General features: G+C 74.2%; 15 protein-coding genes. 10 read left to right on the plus strand and 5 right to left on the minus strand.

All coding sequences use genetic code 11. From position 1 onward, the window contains the following. The first annotated feature begins 53 nt into the window (after positions 1-53). The 3 genes from IE305_RS27260 to IE305_RS27270 are packed head-to-tail and all read left to right on the plus strand — an operon-like array spanning position 54 to position 1427. Positions 54-191, plus strand: coding sequence for an SPW_0924 family protein (locus tag IE305_RS27260; RefSeq protein WP_190132431.1), 138 nt, complete (start codon positions 54-56; stop codon positions 189-191). A gap of 13 nt (positions 192-204) precedes the next feature. Further along, positions 205-1239: a cell envelope lipid trafficking protein PgfA gene (gene pgfA, locus IE305_RS27265; RefSeq protein WP_190132432.1), complete on the plus strand. Its 1035-nt coding sequence runs from the start codon at positions 205-207 to the stop codon at positions 1237-1239. Continuing rightward, positions 1236-1427 (plus strand): hypothetical protein, encoded by a 192-nt coding sequence (locus IE305_RS27270; RefSeq protein ID WP_190132433.1) that lies wholly within the window; start codon positions 1236-1238, stop codon positions 1425-1427. Before pgfA ends, IE305_RS27270 begins: the two co-directional genes overlap by 4 nt. A gap of 20 nt (positions 1428-1447) precedes the next feature. Here the strand turns inward: IE305_RS27270 and hrpB are convergent, their stop codons facing one another. Both hrpB and IE305_RS27280 read right to left on the minus strand, forming a co-directional pair. Continuing rightward, positions 1448-4003: an ATP-dependent helicase HrpB gene (gene hrpB / locus IE305_RS27275; RefSeq protein ID WP_190132434.1), complete on the minus strand. Its 2556-nt coding sequence runs from the start codon at positions 4001-4003 to the stop codon at positions 1448-1450. A 33-nt stretch (positions 4004-4036) separates the two neighbouring features. Further along, complete coding sequence (locus IE305_RS27280) at positions 4037-4861, minus strand: class I SAM-dependent methyltransferase (RefSeq protein ID WP_190132435.1); 825 nt, start codon at positions 4859-4861, stop codon at positions 4037-4039. A 568-nt stretch (positions 4862-5429) separates the two neighbouring features. Here IE305_RS27280 and rpsA point away from each other — a divergent pair. The 6 genes from rpsA to IE305_RS27310 all read left to right on the plus strand — a co-directional run bounded on the left by rpsA (position 5430) and on the right by IE305_RS27310 (position 10108). Next, positions 5430-6929, plus strand: a complete 1500-nt coding sequence (gene rpsA, locus IE305_RS27285; RefSeq protein WP_190132436.1) for a 30S ribosomal protein S1 — start codon at positions 5430-5432, stop codon at positions 6927-6929. Positions 6930-7071: 142 nt separating this feature from the next. Next, positions 7072-8016, plus strand: a complete 945-nt coding sequence (locus tag IE305_RS27290) for a PAC2 family protein (protein ID WP_190132437.1) — start codon at positions 7072-7074, stop codon at positions 8014-8016. A 25-nt stretch (positions 8017-8041) separates the two neighbouring features. Continuing rightward, positions 8042-8659, plus strand: a complete 618-nt coding sequence (gene coaE, locus IE305_RS27295; RefSeq protein WP_190132438.1) for a dephospho-CoA kinase — start codon at positions 8042-8044, stop codon at positions 8657-8659. A gap of 96 nt (positions 8660-8755) precedes the next feature. After that, positions 8756-9079: a type VII secretion target gene (locus IE305_RS27300; RefSeq protein WP_190132439.1), complete on the plus strand. Its 324-nt coding sequence runs from the start codon at positions 8756-8758 to the stop codon at positions 9077-9079. After that, the gene (locus IE305_RS27305; RefSeq protein ID WP_190132440.1) at positions 9076-9813 is read left to right on the plus strand and encodes a hypothetical protein; all 738 of its coding nucleotides are present in this window, start codon (positions 9076-9078) and stop codon (positions 9811-9813) included. Before IE305_RS27300 ends, IE305_RS27305 begins: the two co-directional genes overlap by 4 nt. Next, complete coding sequence (locus IE305_RS27310; protein ID WP_190132441.1) at positions 9806-10108, plus strand: hypothetical protein; 303 nt, start codon at positions 9806-9808, stop codon at positions 10106-10108. The genes IE305_RS27305 and IE305_RS27310 overlap by 8 nt, the downstream gene beginning before the upstream one ends. Before the next feature lie 22 nt (positions 10109-10130). On the opposite strand, the gene IE305_RS27315 is transcribed toward IE305_RS27310, so the two are convergent. The 3 genes from IE305_RS27315 to IE305_RS27325 form a co-directional block, all read right to left on the minus strand. Further along, on the minus strand, positions 10131-10403 hold the full coding sequence (locus tag IE305_RS27315; protein ID WP_190132442.1) for a DUF6343 family protein: 273 nt from the start codon (positions 10401-10403) through the stop codon (positions 10131-10133). Between the two features lie 62 nt (positions 10404-10465). After that, positions 10466-11050, minus strand: coding sequence for a methylated-DNA--[protein]-cysteine S-methyltransferase (locus tag IE305_RS27320; protein WP_373311761.1), 585 nt, complete (start codon positions 11048-11050; stop codon positions 10466-10468). A gap of 44 nt (positions 11051-11094) precedes the next feature. Further along, positions 11095-12057, minus strand: a complete 963-nt coding sequence (locus tag IE305_RS27325; RefSeq protein WP_190132443.1) for a glycerophosphodiester phosphodiesterase — start codon at positions 12055-12057, stop codon at positions 11095-11097. 162 nt (positions 12058-12219) lie between these two features. Between IE305_RS27325 and uvrB the strand changes: the two genes are divergently transcribed. Continuing rightward, positions 12220-14394, plus strand: coding sequence for an excinuclease ABC subunit UvrB (gene uvrB / locus IE305_RS27330; protein ID WP_190132444.1), 2175 nt, complete (start codon positions 12220-12222; stop codon positions 14392-14394). Positions 14395-14495: the final 101 nt, after the last annotated feature.

Here is a 14495-nt window from a genome sequence, read left to right on the forward strand (position 1 = left end):
GACGACCTGTCAGGTATGGAGACCGGCTGGTCCCGCTCCCCTGGAGGCCGACCATGCGCGCACTGGCCGCCGCGGCCGCCGGACTGGCCGCCGCCGTCGCCCTCGTGCTGGCCCTGACCGCCCTCGGCCGGCCCGCACCCGGGGACGGCCCGCCCCGCCCCCTGCTGTCCTCCCCGCCCGCACACCCCTGACGGCGGCCCCGCCGTGCGCCGCCGAGCGAGCCTGGTGCTGCTGGCCCTGGCCGTGTGCTGCACGGCCCTGTCCCCGCTGCTGCGCCTGTACGCCGTCCCCCGCCTGGTCGCCGTGCCCGCCGACACGTACCAGGCCGTCGTCATGGAGGCCGAGGACGCCACCCTCGTCGACTACGCCACCCTCCGCGCCCGCCGCGTCCCGCGGCTGGTCATGGTGCAGAGCCTGCGCGGCGACGTGCCGGCGGCCCGCCGGATCAAGGCGGCCACCGGCCGCGACGTGGTCGTCTGGGACACCCTGGTGCACGCCGCCACCTCCGACGGCACCCTCGTCTCCCGCATCCCCGAGCGCTACGTCTTCGACGCCCGCACCCAGCAGCCGGTGCACGCCGGCGGCGAACACGTCGACGGCACGCCCGTCACCCGCGACGGCATCGAGTACAAGTGGCCGTTCTTCACCGAGAAGCGCGACTACCGCTACTTCGACCTGATGACCCGCACCTCGGCCCCCATCCATTACAAGGGCACCCGTACCTTCCACGGCCTGACCGTCTACCGCTTCGAGCAGACCATTCCCTGGACCCCCGTGCCCCTGCCCCGGCAGCTGCCCCTGGGCGTGACCCCCGAGACCGTCACCGCCATGGGCCTGGAACGCTGGTACTCCACGACCCGCACCTTCCTCGTCGAGCCCGTCACCGGCGCCCCCGTCGACGGGGAGGAACTGCACCGCGAGGAGATGCGCTGGACCGGGCAGCCGGAGAAGGACCCCGTGCCCGCGTTCTCCGGCCACGTACGGATGCGTGCCGACTACGTGCGCCACACCGTCGCCCAGGTCGCCGGCCAGCGCCGCCTGATCCTGCTGCTCCGCTCCTGGCTGCCGTGGGGTCTGCCGCCGCTCGGGGCGGCCCTGCTGGCCGCCGCGCTGATCCTTGAGGCACGAGATCGGCGTGCGTTCCGCGATCCGGGGGCACACGATGGAGGGAAACCCGAACGGGTGACCCCCGCGCAGGGGGCGCGGGGAGCCACGGCGACCCAGGGAGGCCCACCGTGAAGGACAACCCCGAGGAGAAGTCCGCCCCCTCCGGGCCGGCGCGGCTGTTCACCGGCGGTGAACGGCCGTTCGACCCCGAGGACCTGGTGATGGCGTCCGGCCACGACGTCACGCCCGAACGCGTCGAGGCCGCGAAGCGCCTCATCGAGGAGAAGGGGGCGGCCGCCGTCGAGCGCTACCTGCCCTGAGCCCGTACGCCCCCCGGCGGCTACCGGCGCGCGTTGGTACGACGCGTCGCCGTGGCCGTCGTCGGGTCCTCGGGCCACGGGTGGCGCGGGTAGCGGCCGCGCAGCTCGGCCCGGACGGCCCGGTAGCCGTCCCGCCAGAACGACTCCAGGTCCGCGGTCACCGCCGCGGGCCGGCCCGCGGGCGACAGCAGGTGGACGAGCACGGGCACGCGGCCGTCCGCCACGCGCGGCGTCCGCGCCAGCCCGAACAGCTCCTGGAGCTTCACCGCCAGCACCGGCTGCTCACCGGAGTAGTCCACACGGACCCGTGACCCGCTGGGCACCTCCAGGCGCTCCGGCGCCAGCTCGTCGAGGCGCGCCGCCTGGCCGCCCGCCCACGGCAGCAGCCGCTCCAGCGCCTGCCCCGCGTCCACCCGCTCCAAGTCGGCGCGGCCCCGCGCCCGGTCCAGCTCCAGGCCCAGCCACTCCGGTGCCGCCGCCAGCAGTGCCGCGTCCGACACGTCCGGCCACGGTTCGCCCAGCACGCGGTGCAGGAACGCCAGCCGCTGCCGCAGGACCTCCGCCTGCGGGCTCCAGCGCAGCAGGCCCACGCCCTCCGCCGCCAGCCCCTCCAGCAGCGCGCCCCGCACCCGCTCCGCGGGGGGCGCGGCCAGCGGCGCGGCGGACAGTTCCACGGCGCCCAGGCGCGTGACCCGGCGCGCCACGACGTCCCGCCGCGCGGCCGACCAGTGCACCTCCTCGTCCTCGGCGAACAGCGACGCCGCCGCGAACCGCGCCGTGTCCTCGTCGATCACCGCCCCCAGCCGCACCCGCGCCGAAGCCGCCGCCACGGGCCGGTCGGCCACCGCCACGGCCACCCACGCGACCCCGGCGAGCCGCGACCCCTCCCCGAGCTCGGCCCGCGTCCCGGACGCCATCAGGTAGGCCCGCTCCCCCCGGGCCCGGGCCACCCGCTCGGGAAACGCCAGCGCGGCCACGAGCCCGGCGACGGAGTCGTCACCGGCGCGTGGCGGCACATCGGCCCCCGCCCCCTCCGCCCCGTCCCCCCGCACCGCCCGTTCCAGGCGCCCGGCCTCCGCGCGCCAGCGCGCCGCGTAGGCGTCGCCGCCGCGGCGGGCCGTGCGCCAGGCGGCTGCCAGGTCGTCGCCGTACTCGCGCGGCGGCTCCTCGCTCAGCAGGGCCACCACTTCCGCAGCGCGGCGCGCGCCCACCTCCCGGGCGCCGTCCAGAAGGGCACGGGCCAGGCGGGGGTGGACGCCCAGGCCCGCCATACGGCGGCCCCGGGCCGTCGGGCGGCCCGTCGCGTCCACCGCGCCCGTCGCCGTCAGCACGGCGCGCGCCGCGGACAGGGCGCCGGCCGGCGGCGGGTCCAGCAGGGCCAGGCCCGAGGCGTCCGGGTCGCCCCAGCACGCGGCCTGGAGGGCGAACGCCGTCAGGTCCGCCACCGTGATCTCCGGAGCCGGGAAGGCCGGCAGCCGCGGCTCGTCCGCCTCCGGCCAGCAGCGGTACACCGCGCCCGGCGCCTCGCGGCCCGCACGGCCCGCACGCTGCCGGGCCGCCGCCCGGGACGCCCGTACGGTCGTCAGCGCGCTCAGCCCGCGCGCGTGGTCCGTACGCGGCTCCCGCGCCAGGCCCGCGTCCACCACGATGCGCACCCCGGGCACGGTGAGGCTCGACTCGGCCACCGCCGTCGCCAGCACCACGCGCCGCCGGCCCGAGCCGCCCGCCAGGACCGCGTCCTGCACGGCGGCCGGTGCCCGGCCGTGGACCTGGAGGACCTCCGCGCCGTCCACCGAGCCGCCCAGCAGCCCGGCCACCCGGCCGATCTCGCCGACGCCCGGCAGGAAGCACAGCACGTCGCCCTCGCGCTCGCGCAGCGCCCGCCGCACCACCCCGGCCACGTGCTCCAGCAGCACCGGGTCCACCCACAGGCCGTGCGGCGGCCGCACCGGCCGCGACGGCGGCGCCCACACCACCTCCACCGGGTGCGACACCCCCTGCGCCTCGACCACCGGCGCCCCGCCCATCAGCCGCGCCCAGCCCTCGGCGTCCGTCGTGGCGGACGCCGCCACCAGCCGCAGGTCCGGCCGCAGCGCGGTCCGCACGTCCAGCAGGAAGGCGGCGGCCGTGTCGGCGTCGAGATGCCGTTCGTGGCACTCGTCGAGCACCACGACGTCCACGCCCGCCAGCTCCGGGTCGCGCTGCAGGCGCTGGAGCAGCACACCGGTGGTGACGACCTCGACCACGGTGCCCGGGCCCGCCCGCCGCTCGCCGCGCACCGTGAAGCCGACCCGGCGGCCCACCTCCTCGCCCAGCAGCCACGCCATGCGCCGCGCGGCGGCCCGGGCGGCGATCCGGCGCGGCTCGGCGACCAGCACCCGCCGCACCGGCCCACCGCCCGCCCCGCCTGCCCCGTCCGACCCCACCAGGCCCGCGAGCACCAGCGGCACGAGCGTGGTCTTGCCGGTGCCGGGCGGCGCGCACAGCACGGCGGTGCCGTGCTCCTCCAGGGCCCGGGCGAGCGCGGGCAGGGCGGTGCGTACGGGCAGCTGGGCGAGGGTGTCGGCGTGCTTCACGGCACCAGTCTCACCCGTCCCGCCGGGCGGACGTCAGCGGCCGTCGCGCTCGCAGACGAAGATCGCCGTGCCCGGGATCAGGTGGCCGCGCAGCGGGGACCAGCCGCCCCACTCCTGCGTGTTCCAGGCGGGCCACTCCGGCTCCACCAGGTCCGTCAGCCGGAAGCCGGCCGCGACCACGTCGCGCACCCGGTCGCCGAGGGTGCGGTGGTGTTCCACGTAGACGGCCCGGCCCGTCTCGTCCTGCTCGACATAGGGCGTGCGGTCGAAGTAGGAGGCCGCCACCGACAGCCCCTCGGGGCCGGGCTCGTCGGGGAAGGCCCAGCGCAGCGGGTGGGTGACGGAGAAGACCCAGCGGCCGCCGGGCCGCAGGACGCGGTGCACCTCGCGCATCAGCCGCACCGGGTCGGCGACGAAGGGCACCGCCCCGTACGCCGAGCAGGCCAGGTCGAAGGAGCCGTCGGCGAACGGCAGGGCGGTGGCGTCGGCCTCCACCAGGGGAAAGCCGGTGCCGATGCGCAGGGCGTGCTGGAGCTGCCGGTGCGAGAGGTCCAGGGCGACGGGCCGGGCCCCCTGGCCGGCCAGCCAGCGCGAGCACTGGGCGGCACCGCAGCCGATCTCCAGGACGTCCCGGCCCGCGAGGGAGCCGGCCGGGCCCAGCAGCCGGGCGTCGGCCTCGTCCAGGCCCTCGGGGCCCCACACGAAGCGGTCGTCGCCCAGGAAGCCGCCGTGCTCGCGCTGGTACTCGTCGGCGTTGCGGTCCCACCAGCCGCGGCTGGCCCGGCTGCTCTCGGCGTCGCCGGCGGCCCGGCGGGTGGCCTCGGCCTCGTCGGCTCCTGCGCCCTCGTTCTCGATCATGTCGTAATCTTCGCTCGGGGCTTGCCGTGGCGTGACACCGAGGGCTCCGGCCGCCCGGCGGCCCCCCCGCCCCCCGCCCGCCCTCCCGCACGGGAAGTGCGCCGGTCACCCTGGGTGACGCGCCCGTCCGTGGTGCGGCGCAGCGCGGGCGTACGTCCGGTGGGGGCATACCCCGCCGCGGTGCGTTCCATGGGTGCCCGAGGTGCGAAAAGGGGGCGCTGAGGGGTGTGGGGGCGGAAGCGGAGGGGCCCAGGAGGCCATGCGCGACCCGAGTTGTGCCGGATATGGGTGGATTCATCCCGGGTATGCGCCTTCGCGCATTGACCGTGTCCGGCTGCCCCCGTATGCTACAAGTTGCGCTGCGGGCCTGCGCGCCTCAGACGGAGCAGGCGCGCTCGCACTTGTTGTATGTCCCCTCGGTTGTCGAGGCGCTCCCGATGTTCTCGGGGTCTTCGGGCTCTTCAGTGGAGAGTGCGCCTCCAAGGCTGTTCGGCTTCGGCGGTGCGATACGGGTTCTCGGCGTAGCAGTACCTACGACTTCAATGTCCGTACCGGAGCCCTTTCCCACATGACGAGCAGCACCGAGACCACCGCCACCACCCCGCAGGTTGCGGTCAACGACATCGGTAACGAGGAAGCCTTCCTCGCCGCGATCGACGAGACGATCAAGTACTTCAACGACGGCGACATCGTCGACGGCGTCATCGTGAAGGTCGACCGGGACGAGGTCCTGCTCGACATCGGTTACAAGACCGAGGGTGTCATCCCCTCCCGCGAGCTCTCGATCAAGCACGACGTCGACCCGAACGAGGTCGTCAAGGTCGGCGACGAGATCGAGGCCCTCGTTCTCCAGAAGGAGGACAAGGAAGGCCGCCTGATCCTCTCGAAGAAGCGCGCCCAGTACGAGCGTGCCTGGGGCACCATCGAGAAGATCAAGGAAGAGGACGGCATCGTCACCGGTACCGTCATCGAGGTCGTCAAGGGTGGTCTCATCCTCGACATCGGCCTCCGTGGCTTCCTGCCGGCCTCCCTGGTCGAGATGCGTCGTGTCCGCGACCTCCAGCCCTACGTGGGCAAGGAGCTCGAGGCCAAGATCATCGAGCTGGACAAGAACCGCAACAACGTGGTCCTGTCCCGCCGCGCCTGGCTGGAGCAGACCCAGAGCGAGGTCCGCCAGACCTTCCTCACCACCCTCCAGAAGGGTCAGGTGCGCTCCGGCGTCGTCTCCTCCATCGTCAACTTCGGTGCCTTCGTGGACCTGGGTGGCGTCGACGGTCTGGTCCACGTCTCCGAGCTGTCCTGGAAGCACATCGACCACCCGTCCGAGGTCGTCGAGGTCGGCCAGGAGGTCACGGTCGAGGTCCTGGACGTCGACATGGACCGCGAGCGCGTCTCCCTGTCGCTGAAGGCGACCCAGGAGGACCCGTGGCAGCAGTTCGCCCGGACCCACCAGATCGGTCAGGTCGTCCCGGGTAAGGTCACCAAGCTGGTGCCGTTCGGTGCGTTCGTCCGCGTGGACGAGGGCATCGAGGGCCTGGTCCACATCTCCGAGCTGGCCGAGCGCCACGTGGAGATCCCGGAGCAGGTCGTCCAGGTCAACGACGAGATCTTCGTCAAGGTCATCGACATCGACCTCGAGCGCCGTCGCATCAGCCTCTCGCTGAAGCAGGCCAACGAGTCCTTCGGTGCCGACCCGACGGTCGTCGAGTTCGACCCGACCCTGTACGGCATGGCCGCGTCCTACGACGACCAGGGCAACTACATCTACCCCGAGGGCTTCGACCCCGAGGCCAACGACTGGCTGCCGGGCTACGAGAAGCAGCGCGAGGAGTGGGAGCGCCAGTACGCCGAGGCGCAGGCCCGCTTCGAGCAGCACCAGCAGCAGGTCATCAAGTCCCGCGAGGCCGACGCCGAGGCCGCCGCTGCCGGCGACCAGGCCGCCCCGCAGGGTGGTGCCCAGGTGTCCGGTGGCTCGTACTCCTCGGAGTCGGGCGACACCTCCGGCGCCCTGGCGTCGGACGAGGCGCTGGCTGCCCTCCGCGAGAAGCTCGCCGGCGGCCAGAGCTGAGGCTCGAACCGCAGGCTGCTGACCGCAGCTGACTGATGTAAGGCCCGCTCTCCTTGGAGAGCGGGCCTTACTCAGTTGTACGGGAATGGCCCGTGCCCCCAAGAACGTTCCCCCGTACGGAACATGAGGAGGAACGGTCACCGTGTTGGATCCGCAGGATTTGTACGAGTGGGACCCCAAGGGGCTCGCCGTGGCCGACCTGGCGCTGGCCCAGGACTCGGCGGGGCTGGTCATGCTCTACCACTTCGAGGGCTACATCGACGCCGGTGAGACCGGCGAACTCATCGTCAGGCGGCTCCTGGACGGGCTGCCCCACCAGGTCGTCGCCCGCTTCGACCACGACCGGCTCGTCGACTACCGGGCCCGCCGCCCCCTGCTGACGTTCCGGCGCGACCGCTGGACCGCCTACGAGACGCCCGCCCTGGAGCTCCGCCTCGTGCAGGACGCCACCGGGGCGCCCTTCCTGCTGCTGAGCGGCCCGGAGCCGGACGTCGAGTGGGAGCGCTTCGCCGCCGCCGTGCGGCAGATCGTCGAGCGCCTCGGCGTGCGGCTGTCGGTCAACTTCCACGGCATCCCCATGGGCGTCCCCCACACCCGCCCCGTCGGCATCACCCCGCACGGCAACCGCACCGACCTCATGCCGGGCCACCGCGTCGCCTTCGACGAGGCGCAGGTACCCGGCAGCGCCGAGGCCCTGGTGGAGTTCCGGCTGGCCGAGGCCGGGCACGACGTCCTGGGCGCCGCCGCGCACGTGCCGCACTACCTGGCCCGCTCGCAGTACCCCGACGCGGCCCTGACCGTCCTGGAGGCCGTCACGGCCGCCACCGGCCTGGTCCTGCCGAACACCGCGCACGCCCTGCGCAACGACGCGCTGCGCACGCAGGAGGAGATCGAGCGGCAGCTGGCCCAGGGCGACGAGGAGCTCGTCTCCCTCGTGCGCGGCCTGGAGCACCAGTACGACGCCGCGGCCGGCGCCGAAACGCGCGGCAACCTGGTTGCCGAGCCCGTCGACCTGCCCTCCGCCGAGGAACTCGGCGCTCAGTTCGAGCGGTTCCTCGCCGACCGGGAGGGCGACGGCGGCCGCTGAGGACCCGCCCGCTAGCGTGGGGCCCATGCTGAAGGTGGGCCTCACGGGCGGAATCGGTGCCGGCAAGAGCGAAGTGTCACGGCTTCTCGCGTCGCACGGGGCGGTGATCATCGACTCCGACCGGATCGCCCGGGAGGTGGTCGAGCCCGGCACCCCCGGACTGGCGGCCGTCGTCGCCGAGTTCGGCCCCGGTGTGCTGGCCGCCGACGGCAGCCTCGACCGGCCCCGGCTCGGCGCGGTCGTCTTCGCCGACAAGGAGCGCCTCGCCGCGCTGAACGCCATCGTCCACCCCCTCGTGCGGCAGCGCTCGGCGGAGCTGGAGGCGGCCGCGTCCGCCGATGCCGCCGCCGTGGTCGTGCACGACGTGCCGCTGCTGGTGGAGAACGGCCTGATGCCGCTCTACGACGTCGTCGTGGTCGTCGACGCCCCCGACGCCACCCGCCTGTCCCGGCTCACCGAGGTCCGCGGCATGACCCCCGAGGAGGCCCGCGCCCGCATGGCCGCGCAGGCCGGCCGGGAGCAGCGGCTCGCCGCCGCCGACGTCGTCATCGACAACGACGGTTCCCTGGCGGACCTCGAACGCCGCGTGGACGAGGTCTGGGCGGACCTGTGGCGCCGCGCGCGGGAGCGGTCACAGGGCTGACCCCTCGTTCGCCGGATCGGGTGAAGGCGTCGGCCGGCGCCCCGGACCGGAGCGGGCCCGCGCGTAGGGTGACGGCCTGGTCCGAGGGAGGGGTGCGTGGAACTGCGGGTCGACCCCGGCAAGTTGGACGACTTCGCCGGGTGCGTGGGGAGGGCGGCCGAGGGGGCGCGGGCCACGCTCGCGTACGCGCGTACGTACAGCCGTGTGCCGGCCGCCGGGCAGGGGGTGCTCGGCCTCGCCCTGGAGGGGCACGACGCGTTGCGCGGTGACGTGCTGCGGGCGCTGGACCGGGTCTCCGGCATCCTCGCGCGTGCCGCCGAGGAGCTGGACGCCGCGGCCGGCTACTACCGGCACACCGACCATGCCGTCGCCGCCTCCCTCGACGCGGCCTACGGCAGGCAGCGGGGAGCGCGCCGGTGACGGACGTCGCGGACTGCCTGCGGCCGCCGGGCGTGCCCGCGGGGTTCGCCGATCCGCTGGCCGCGCTCAACGCCGCCGGTGACGTCCTCAGCCCCGGCTCCTGGCTGCTCAAGCTCGCCGAACTCGTGCTGCCCGAGGACCCGGTGGCGTGGGCGCAGCGGCAGCTGGCCGGCGACTGGGAGACGTACGCCCGGTGCGCCGAGGCGTGGCGCCGGACCGGCCACGCCTGCCGGGTCCTGGCGCGGGACGTCGGTGCGGGGCGCGGCCGGGCCGCCCCCGGCTGGCAGGGCAACGCCGCCGACGCGGCCTTCGCCTACTTCGACGCGCTCCGCGCCGACCTGCTGGAGTTCCACCACGCGCTGGCCGCGATGGGCGAGGAGTACGTGGCGGTGGCCCAGGCCGTGGCCGCCACGGCGAACGCGGTGGGGGAGTGCGTCTCGGCGATCGCCGACGCGCTGGTGACGGCCGCGCTGGCGGCCGCGGCCTCGACGGCCCTGGGCTGGACGGGGTGCGCGGCGCTGATGGGCTATGCGCTGGGCGCCGAGGAGGCGCGGGTGATCCTGCGGGAGTGGGAGCGCATGACGCGGCTGGTCAACGCGGCGCAGCTGGCGGTGAACGCGGGCTACGGCGCGATGGGCCGGGCCGGCGGCCAGGCCCTCGCCCGGCTGCACGCCTTCCCGCTGCCCCGGGACGACTACGACCACCCCGCCGTCACGGTGCCCCGCCATGGGTGAACGCTGGGTGGGGCCGGAGGAGTTCCTCGCCCCGGGGCGGGACGCGGCGCAGGCACGGATCGTGCACGAGGCCCTGCGCCACCTGGCGGCCGGGGGCGCCGGCGAGGTGCTGCAGGAGATGGCCCGGGAGGTGCTGTCGGGCCGCGTGGGCCTGCGGGAGGCGGTGCGCGTCGGCGCGTACGCGGAGGCGCTCGGCGAGCGGGCGCGCGCCGTGGGGGAGGTGTGGCGGGCGATGACGCCGGAGGAGCGGGAGCGCCGGGCCGAGGAGGCCCGGCGCGACCTGGGCACCGGGTAGGGAGTGCCGGCCGGCCGGGGGCTTACGGCCGCGGTCTGCTGTCGTCGGCCGGCTCGTAGGGCGGGACGTCCCGGCCGGGCTGGTAGTGGGGGCCCTGCCGGATGTGCCGGACGATCATCACCAGGTCGGCCACCGTCACGAGCAGCACGACGCCGCAGGCCACCGCCCAGCCGGCGCGGCCCGCCAGCGCGAAGGCGGCGGTCCCGGCGGCCAGGCAGACGAAGCCGAAGGCGGCGAGCCCCAGGCGCAGCCGCAGGGCGCTGCGCGCGGTGGCCGGTTCATTGCCCGTACGCATGCCACACCATCTCCTCCCTCCAGGGTCCACCCTGCGGGGGCGTGGTGTCGGAACACGGGGGGTCAGAACAATGGTTCCGGAAGGAAACCTTCGAGGGACAGCAGGGTCCGCTTGATGTCCAGGCCGCCGGTGAAGCCGCCCAGCCCGCCGCCGCTCTCGACGACGCGGTGGCAGGGCACGACGACGGGCAGGGGGTTGCTGCTCATGGCCACGCCCACGGCCCGGGCCGCGCCGGGCTCGCCCGCGAGGTCGGCCAGGTCCTGGTACGTGGCCACGGTCCCGTAGGGGACGTGGGTGTGCAGGGCGCGCAGGACGCGGCGGTGGAAACCGGAGGTCAGGGTCCAGTCCAGGGGCAGCGCGAAGGTCTGCCGCCGCCCGGCGAAGTAGGCCGTGAGCTGTTCCGACGCGTCCGCCAGGAGGGCGTGGCAGCCGGCGGCGCGGGCCTGCGGGGCCGGGGGCGCGCCCAGGCGGCCGGCTATGCGCCCGGCGGCGCCGGGGCCGGCGTGGAAGGCGACGGCGAGGAGGCCGTCGTCCGTGGCGGCCAGGCCCAGGGGGCCGAGGGGCGAGGGCACGGTCGTCCAGGCCCAGGGGCGGGGCCCGGCGGCCGGGGCCGCCGGGAGGTCGGGGTCGCGCACCGGTCCGGTCACGCGTCCAGCCTAGAGGCCCCCTCCGACAGTCCCGGCCGGCCCGGTCAGGCGCCGCCGTCCAGCAGGGCCTCGACGCCGGAGGACGGGTCGGAGAGGAACGACGGGTCGTCGTCGCCGTCGAGCGCGTCGGCGACGACGTGCGGCGCGTTGCTGATGATGCCGTCGACGCCCATGCGGGCCAGGACCACCGCGCGGTCCCCGTCGTCGACGGTCCACGCGGACACCTGGAGACGCCGCCCGTGCGGGCCCTTCAGGGCGTGCACGGCCCGGACCCAGGCGGCCGTGACGCCCGTGTGGTTCGGGTTGATCTGGTCGGCGAAGGCCGCGTACGAGCGGAGCTCGGACTCCTTGGGGTTGCCCAGGTAGCCCGTCGTCACGTCGGGCCGCAGCCGGTGCAGGGTGCGCAGCGACGTGGCGTTGAAGCTCTGCACGACCAGGCGGTCGGAGACGTGCGGGCGGTCGAGCCAGCCGTGGTTCCGCAGCTCGGTCACGATCTGCTGCTCGATGCCGGGGTAGAGCTCGGGCGCCTTGACCTCCAGCAGCAGCTTCTGCCGGTTGTGCTCGACCCGGTCGAGGTAGCGGGCCAGGGTGGGCACCCGTTCGCCCTTGAAGCGGCGGTCGTACCAGCTGCCCGCGTCCAGCTTCTCGATCTCGGCGAGGGTGAAGTCGGAGACCTTCCACGGGCCCCGGCCGGGGAAGCGCCGGGCGACGTCGGTGGTCCGGGACAGGGTGGTGTCGTGCATGACGATCAGCGCGCCGTCCTTGGTGCGCTGGACGTCGTTCTCCACCCAGCGCACCCCGAGCCGGGCGGCCCGGTCGATGGAGGCCAGCGTGTTCTCCGGGGCCTGGACGGGCACCCCGCGGTGGCCGATGACCACCGGCACCCGCGGCGCGGCGCCCGCGCGCCCCGGCGAGCCGGTCGCGGCGGCCGCGGGCGCGGCCCCCGCCACGGCCAGGCACAGACCGGCGAGCGCGCTGGTCACGGCGGTCAGGGTGCGGATGCGCATGCGGGCTCCTCACGGTGGGCGGACCGGTCACGCACAGTGGTACACGAAACACCTGCGCCACCGCGATGGCACAGGCATCCGGGGGAACGATCCTTCGCCTGCTCTTCGCCGCGCGTTCGCCCGGGACCCCCCTTTGTCAGTGGTGCGCCGTACGGTGGTCTCATGCGGCCCGTATCGAAGATCGAACGCAAGGTGGCGCCTTTCGAGGTCGTCAGCCCGTACCAGCCCAGTGGCGACCAGCCCACGGCCATCGCCGAGCTGGAGCGGCGCATCCGCGCGGGCGAGAAGGACGTCGTGCTCCTCGGCGCCACGGGCACGGGCAAGTCCGCCACCACGGCATGGATGATCGAGCGGCTGCAGCGGCCCACGCTCGTGCTCGCGCCCAACAAGACGCTGGCGGCCCAGCTGGCCAACGAGTTCCGCGAGCTCCTGCCGAACAACGCCGTCGAATACTTCGTGTCGTACTACGACTACTACCAGCCCGAGGCGTACGTCCCGCAGTCCGACACCTACATCGAGAAGGACTCCTCGATCAACGAGGAGGTCGAGCGGCTGCGCCACTCCGCGACCAACTCGCTGCTCACCCGGCGCGACGTGGTCGTGGTGGCCTCCGTGTCCTGCATCTACGGCCTGGGCACGCCGCAGGAGTACGTGGACCGCATGGTGCCGCTCAAGGTCGGCCAGGAGATCGACCGCGACCAGCTGCTGCGCCGCTTCGTCGAGATCCAGTACACCCGCAACGACGTGGCGTTCACCCGCGGCACGTTCCGGGTGCGCGGCGACACGATCGAGATCTTCCCGGTCTACGAGGAGCTCGCCGTCCGGGTGGAGATGTTCGGCGACGAGATCGAGGCGCTCTCCACGCTGCACCCGCTCACCGGCGAGGTCATCAGCGACGACCAGGAGCTGTACGTCTTCCCCGCCAGCCACTACATCGCCGGTGCCGAGCGCATGGAGAAGGCCGTCGCCGGCATCGAGAGGGAGCTGGACGAGCGCCTGGCGCAGCTGGAGAAGCAGGGCAAGCTGCTGGAGGCGCAGCGGCTGCGCATGCGCACCACGTACGACATCGAGATGATGCGTCAGGTCGGCACCTGTTCCGGCATCGAGAACTACTCGCTGCACATGGACGACCGCGAGCCCGGCTCCCCGCCCAACACGCTGCTGGACTACTTCCCCGAGGACTTCCTCCTCGTCATCGACGAGTCGCACGTGACCGTGCCGCAGATCGGCGCGATGTACGAGGGCGACGCCTCCCGCAAGCGCACCCTGGTCGAGCACGGCTTCCGGCTGCCGTCGGCCATGGACAACCGCCCCCTGAAGTGGGAGGAGTTCACCGAGCGCATCGGGCAGACCGTCTACCTGTCGGCCACCCCCGGCCCGTACGAGCTGTCGCGGGGCGACGGCTTCGTGGAGCAGATCATCCGCCCCACCGGCCTCGTCGACCCGGAGGTCGTCGTCAAGCCCACCGAGGGCCAGATCGACGACCTGGTGCACGAGATCCGCACCCGCACGGAGCGGGACGAGCGGGTCCTGGTGACCACCCTCACCAAGAAGATGGCCGAGGACCTCACCGACTACTTCCTGGAGCTCGGCATCCAGGTGCGCTACCTGCACAGCGACGTCGACACGCTGCGCCGCGTCGAGCTGCTGCGCGAGCTGCGGGCGGGCGAGTACGACGTGCTGGTGGGCATCAACCTGCTGCGCGAGGGCCTCGACCTGCCGGAGGTGTCGCTGGTCGCGATCCTCGACGCCGACAAGGAGGGCTTCCTCCGCTCGGGCACCTCCTTGATCCAGACGATCGGCCGTGCCGCGCGCAACGTGTCGGGCCAGGTCCATATGTACGCCGACAAGGTCACCCCGGCGATGGCGAAGGCCATCGACGAGACCAACCGCCGCCGCGAGAAGCAGATCGCCTACAACAAGGCGAACGGCATCGACCCGCAGCCGCTGCGCAAGAAGATCGGCGACATCGTCGCCACCCTCGCCCGCGAGGAGCTCGACACCGAGGAGCTGCTGGGCACGGGCTACCGCAAGGGTGTCGACCGGGCCGGAGCGCCCGTGCCGGTGGGCGCCGGCGGTACGGCGGCCAAGGGCGGCGCGAAGGCCGCGAAGGGCACCGCCAAGGCTCCCACGCCCGCCAAGGGTCGGGGCAAGGCGCGCGAGACCGTCCCGACGGACCGTCCGGCCACGGAACTCGCCGAGCTCATCGAGGAGATGACGGACCGCATGCGGGCCGCGGCGGCCGAGCTCCAGTTCGAGGTCGCGGCCCGGCTGCGCGACGAGGTGGGCGAGCTGAAGAAGGAGCTCCGGCAGATGCGCGAGGCCGGGCTCGCCTGAAGCCCGCCCGAACGGCGGTGCGCGGCCCGGCGCGTCATGTTGCAAGACCGCCACAAAGGTCCCTCCGGGGGGCTCGCGGCCCCCGCGCGTTGCATAGGGTC

Source organism: Streptomyces mashuensis, assembly GCF_014654785.1.
GTDB classification, from domain to species: Bacteria; Actinomycetota; Actinomycetes; order Streptomycetales; family Streptomycetaceae; genus Streptomyces; species Streptomyces mashuensis.

What these genes read in the sequence shown, in the direction of transcription:
- IE305_RS27260 (WP_190132431.1), top strand. Translation starts at nt 54, where the DNA reads ATGCGCGCACTGGCCGCCGCGGCCGCCGGACTGGCCGCCGCCGTCGCC.
- IE305_RS27280 (WP_190132435.1), bottom strand. Translation starts at nt 4,861, where the DNA reads ATGATCGAGAACGAGGGCGCAGGAGCCGACGAGGCCGAGGCCACCCGC.
- rpsA (WP_190132436.1), top strand. Translation starts at nt 5,430, where the DNA reads ATGACGAGCAGCACCGAGACCACCGCCACCACCCCGCAGGTTGCGGTC.
- coaE (WP_190132438.1), top strand. Translation starts at nt 8,042, where the DNA reads ATGCTGAAGGTGGGCCTCACGGGCGGAATCGGTGCCGGCAAGAGCGAA.
- IE305_RS27310 (WP_190132441.1), top strand. Translation starts at nt 9,806, where the DNA reads ATGGGTGAACGCTGGGTGGGGCCGGAGGAGTTCCTCGCCCCGGGGCGG.
- IE305_RS27315 (WP_190132442.1), bottom strand. Translation starts at nt 10,403, where the DNA reads ATGCGTACGGGCAATGAACCGGCCACCGCGCGCAGCGCCCTGCGGCTG.
- IE305_RS27325 (WP_190132443.1), bottom strand. Translation starts at nt 12,057, where the DNA reads ATGCGCATCCGCACCCTGACCGCCGTGACCAGCGCGCTCGCCGGTCTG.
- uvrB (WP_190132444.1), top strand. Translation starts at nt 12,220, where the DNA reads ATGCGGCCCGTATCGAAGATCGAACGCAAGGTGGCGCCTTTCGAGGTC.